The sequence below is a fragment of the Streptomyces sp. WELS2 genome, assembly GCF_013870595.1.
In the GTDB taxonomy this organism is placed as follows: Bacteria; Actinomycetota; Actinomycetes; order Streptomycetales; family Streptomycetaceae; genus Streptomyces.
Map to the genome: position 1 here is coordinate 1 of NZ_JACBWZ010000497.1, position 4,706 is coordinate 4,706.

The 4,706-nt window shown below is 74.5% G+C and carries 5 protein-coding genes and 1 pseudogene; 2 read left to right on the forward strand and 4 right to left on the reverse strand.

Annotated features, from left to right (window positions below):
- The 4 genes from H5J33_RS24115 to H5J33_RS24130 all read right to left on the reverse strand — a co-directional run.
- A partial coding sequence (locus H5J33_RS24115) for an acyl-CoA dehydrogenase family protein (RefSeq protein WP_181796984.1) occupies window positions 1-525 on the reverse strand: 525 nt, incomplete at its 3' end.
- Entirely contained in the window at window positions 522-1,703 is a 1,182-nt protein-coding gene (locus tag H5J33_RS24120; protein WP_181796985.1) for an acyl-CoA dehydrogenase family protein, read from the reverse strand. The genes H5J33_RS24120 and H5J33_RS24115, both read right to left, overlap by 4 nt.
- Window positions 1,700-2,671, reverse strand: coding sequence for an NADPH:quinone oxidoreductase family protein (locus H5J33_RS24125; RefSeq protein WP_181796986.1), 972 nt, complete (start codon window positions 2,669-2,671; stop codon window positions 1,700-1,702). The genes H5J33_RS24120 and H5J33_RS24125 overlap by 4 nt, the downstream gene beginning before the upstream one ends.
- A 129-nt stretch (window positions 2,672-2,800) precedes the next feature.
- On the reverse strand, window positions 2,801-3,373 hold the full coding sequence (locus tag H5J33_RS24130) for a helix-turn-helix domain-containing protein (protein ID WP_181796987.1): 573 nt from the start codon (window positions 3,371-3,373) through the stop codon (window positions 2,801-2,803).
- A 77-nt stretch (window positions 3,374-3,450) separates the two neighbouring features.
- Here H5J33_RS24130 and H5J33_RS24135 point away from each other — a divergent pair, with 77 nt between their 5' ends.
- A complete protein-coding gene (locus tag H5J33_RS24135) occupies window positions 3,451-4,380 on the forward strand; it encodes an NAD(P)/FAD-dependent oxidoreductase (protein WP_181796988.1) in 930 nt (309 codons plus the stop codon).
- Window positions 4,381-4,409: 29 nt separating this feature from the next.
- Window positions 4,410-4,706 (forward strand): annotated as a pseudogene (locus H5J33_RS24140) (ATP-dependent DNA ligase); the annotation flags it as partial.

Below are 4,706 nucleotides of genomic sequence, written 5' to 3' on the forward strand. Positions count from 1 at the left end.
GGCGTCGGCGGCGACGGCGTACAGGCCGCCGTCGTCGGCCGGGACGAGCAGCACGTCGGCGGCGGCCGCGTCCGCGATGCCGGTGAGCTCGCCGTGCAGGGTGCCGTTCTCCACCCGTACGGTCCTGACGGCGGTGGCCGGGCCGGTGTACAGGCCGACCGCCAGGGCGCCGATGGTGCGCCCGGAGGCCAGCTGCCCCAGCAGTTCGGCGTCGCCGCAGGCGAGCAGCGCCTCGGTGGCCACGACCGCGCTGGTCAGGTACGGCACGGGGGCGACGGCCCGGCCCAGCTCCTCCAGGACGACGGCCGCCTCGCGGTGGGAGGCGCCCTGGCCGCCCTGCTCCTCGGGCACCAGGAGGCCGGCCAGGCCCATGTCCTCGGCCAGCGACTTCCACAGGGAGCGGTCGTGGGGCGCGTCCGACTCGGTGCGGGCGAGCACGCCGGCCGGCGGGCAGTGGTCCGTGAGCAGGTCGCGGACGGCGGCGCGCAGCGCCTCTTCCTCCTCGGAGTACAGCAGGTCCGTCATCGGGCGAGGTCCTTCCAGGCGACGTCCTTGTCGGTGCGCGGTTCGGCGGGCAGGCCCAGGACGCGCTCGGCCACGATGTTCAGCAGCACCTCGCTGGTGCCGCCCTCGATGCTGTTGCCCTTGGAGCGCAGATAGCGGTAGCCGGCGTCACGGCCGGTGAAGTCGACGTGTTCGGGGCGGCGCATGGCCCAGTCGTCGTACAACAGGCCCTCCTCGCCCCGCAGTTCCACCTCCAGGCCGCTGATCTCCTGGTTGAGGCGGGCGAAGGCGAGCTTCATGCCGGCGCCCTCGGGTCCGGGCTGGCCGGCGGCGAGCTGCTGGCGCAGCCGCTCGCCGGTGAACCGGGCCACCTCGGCCTCCACCCACAGCGTCAGCAGCCGCTGGTGCAGGTCGTGGGTGCGCAGTTCCGGGCGTTCGCGCCAGGTCTTCGCGACGGGGCCGATCATGCCGCCCTCGCGGGGCTGGGCCATGCCGCCGATGGCGACGCGCTCGTTGTTGAGGGTGGTCTGGGCGACCCGCCAGCCGTCGCCGACGGCGCCGAGGCGGCGGCTGTCGGGGATGCGGACACCGGTGAGGAAGACCTCGTTGAACTCGGCCTCGCCGGTGATCTGGCGCAGCGGCCGGACCTCCACGCCCGGGTCGGTCATGTCACAGACGAAGTAGGTGATGCCCTGGTGCTTGGGTACGTTCGGGTCGGTGCGGGCGATGAGGATGGCCCAGCGGGCGAGGTGGGCGCTGGAGGTCCACACCTTCTGCCCGTCGACCACCCAGGTGTCGCCGTCCCGGACCGCCCGGGTGCCGAGCGCGGCCAGGTCGGAGCCGGCGCCGGGTTCGCTGAACAGCTGGCACCAGACCTCCTCCCCGGTCCACAGGGGCCGCAGATAGCGCCGCTTCTGCTCCTCGGTGCCGTAGGCGAGGATGGTCGGCGCGGCCATGCCGAGGCCGATGCCGATGCGCCGGGGGTCGTTGTCGGGGGCACCGGCGGCCTCCAGTTCGGCGTCCACGACGCCCTGGAGGGAGCGCGGGGCACCGAGGCCGCCGAGGCCCTCGGGGTAGTGCACCCAGGCGAGGCCGGCGTCGAACCGGGCCCGCAGGAAGTCCGGGCGGTCGGTGCTCGCGGGCGGGTGCCGGTCGAGGAACTCCCGGGTGCGGCTGCGCAGTTCTTCGGCGTCGGTCATGCGGCGGCTCCGTTCTCCGGTACGACGGCGATCCGGCCGGTGGTCACCCCGTCGGCGACCCGCTGCACGGCGCCGGCCGCGCCGGCGAGCGGCACCCGCTCGCTGACCAGCGGCTTGACGGCGCCCCGCGCGGCCAGCTCGGTGAGCTGCTCGTGACAGTGCCGGACCAGCCGCGGGTTCTTGGTGTTGTACAGGCCCCAGTGCAGGCCGAGGATCGAGTAGTTCTTCACCAGGGCGTGGTTGAGGGCGGGGGCGGGGATGGTGCCGCCGGCGAAGCCCACGACGACGATCCGGCCCTCGAAGGCGACGACCTTGGTGGACTGGGTGTAGGCCTCGCCGCCGACCGGGTCGTAGACCACGTCGGCGCCCCGGCCGCCGGTGGCCTCCTTCACGGCGGCGACGACGTCCTCGGCGCGCCGGTCGACCACCACGTCACAGCCCAGTTCCCGGGCGACGGCGGCCTTCTTCTCGCCGCCCACGACACCGATCACGGTGGCGCCGGCCGCCTTGCCGAGCTGGACGGCGGCGCTGCCCACGCCTCCGGCGGCGGCGTGCACGAGCAGGGTCTCCCCCGCCTCCAGCCGGGCCCGCCGGTGCAGGCCGAACCAGCCGGTCTGGTAGCCGATGTGCAGGGCGGCGGCCTCGGCGTCGTCCAGCGCGGCGGGCGCGGGGAGCAGGGCGCGGGCGTCGGCTACGGCGTACTCGGCGAAACCGCCGTACGGCAGCGCGGGGGTGGCGATCACCCGGCGGCCGTCCTCGGTCTCGCCGCAGATCTCCACGCCGGGCGTGAAGGGCAGCGGCGGACGCACCTGGTACTGGCCCCGGCACAGCAGCGCGTCGGGGAAGTTGACGCCCGCCGCGCGCACCCGCAGCAGCACCTGGCCGTCGCCGGGCACGGGCCGCTCCGTCTCCGCCAGGCGCATCACCTCGCTCGGCTCGCCGTTCTCGTGCACTTGCCATGCCTGCATGCGGGGCCTCCACGGGACTGCTTCGTCTGACCGGGTCCGACCGCATACTAAGCGGTCGCTTGCCCATCAGGGAACAGTCCGCGGCCCCGAACGCCGAGCGGATGCCACCAGGCGGCGACCCCGTGCGCGTCAGGAACGGGCCGGCCGCGCCCGTACGTGCATCCGCTCGCCCTGCGGCCCGAACAGGCTCAGGAACTCCACCGGCTCCTCCCCCGCCGGCCCGAACCAGTGCGGTACCCGGGTGTCGAACTCGGCCGCCTCGCCCGGCGCGAGCACCACGTCGTGCTGTCCGAGCACCAGGCGCAGCCGCCCGGACAGCACGTACAGCCATTCGTAGCCCTCGTGGGTGCGGGGGTCGGGCTCGCCGCCGCGCTGCGGTTCGACCACCTTGTAGGCCTGGAGCCCGCCGGGCTGCCGGGTCAGCGGATACAGGGTGCGTCCGTGCCGGGTGATCGGCCGGGCCCGCACCCGGGGGTCGCCGACCGGCGGGGCGCCGACCAGTTCGTCCAGCGGGACCTGGTGGGCCTGGGCGATGGGCAGCAGCAGTTCCAGGCTGGGCCTGCGCAGGCCGGACTCCAGCCGGGACAGGGTGCTGACGGAGATGCCGGTGGCCTCGGACAGCGCGGCCAAGGTCACCTGCCGGTCCTTGCGGATCCGCCGCAGCCGGGGACCGACCTCGGCGAGGACGTCGTCGGTACTCATGGCCTTATTGCAGATTCGGCAAGGGTGTTTGTCAATGCGGCACGGATTGGGCGACGGTCGGGGCGGAGGTGGTCACCATGACCGAGAACTACGAAGTGGTCGTCGTCGGCGGCGGGGCGGCCGGGCTGTCCGCCGCGCTGGTGCTGGGCCGGTCCCGGCGCCGCACCCTGGTCGTCGACGCGGGCGAGCCGCGCAACGCGCCGTCCGCGCACATGCAGGGGTACCTCTCCCGGGACGGCATGTCCCCGGCCGAGTTCCTGGCGGTAGGGCGCGCGGAGATCGCCCGGTACGGGGTGGAGCTCGTGGAAGACCGGGTGGTGGACGCGAGGAGGGACACGGACTTCACCGTCGTCCTCGCCGGGGGCCGGGCCGTGCGGGCCCGGCGGCTGGTGATCGCCACCGGCCTGCGCGACGAGCTGCCGCCGCTCCCCGGCCTGGCCGAGCGGTTCGGCCGGGATGTGCTGCACTGCCCCTACTGCCACGGCTGGGAGATGCGCGATCTGCCGACCGGCGTCCTCGCCACCTCGCCGCTCGGCGTGCACCAGGCGCTGACGGTCACCCGGTGGTCGAAGGACGTACGGCTCTTCCTGCACCGGGTGGACGAGGCGGAGCTGACCGACCAGGACCTGCGCCGGCTGGCCGCCGCCGGGGTCACCGTGGTGCCCGGCGAGGTGGCGGGGCTGGTGGTCAGCGACGACCGGCTCACCGGGGTGCGGCTGATGGACCGCACGGTGCACGACCGGGCGGTGCTGTACACCGCTCCGCGCGCGGTCCCGAACAACGACCTCCTGGTCAAGCTGGGCGCGGACATGCGGGAGACCCCGTTCGGCAGTTACCCGGTGATCGACGGGCAGGGACTGACGAGCGTGCCCGGGCTGTGGGCGGCGGGCAACGCGAGCGGCGTCGCCGAGCAGGTGGTGAACGCGGCCGGCGGGGGCTACCGGGCGGGCGTGGCGATCAACGCGGACCTGCTGATGTCCGACCTCGACGCGGCCGTGGGGGTGTAGACCGGGCGGCCCCGGTGCACTCTGGGGACATGCTGCTGACCCGGCTGGCCGAGGTGTCCCGGGAGGTCGCCGCGACCGCGGCGCGGTCCCGCAAGACCGCGCTGCTCGCGCAGTTGTTCCGGGAGGCGGAGCCGGAGGACGTGCCGATCGTCATCCCCTATCTGGCCGGACGGCTGCCGCAGGGCCGGCTCGGGGTCGGCTGGAAGGTGCTGGGCCGCCCGGTGCCGCCGGCCGCCGAGCCGACGCTCACCGTGCGCGAGGTCGACGCCCAGCTCGCCGAGCCGGCACGAAGGCCATCGCGGGTTAGGTTGGTCGCAGACCCACCG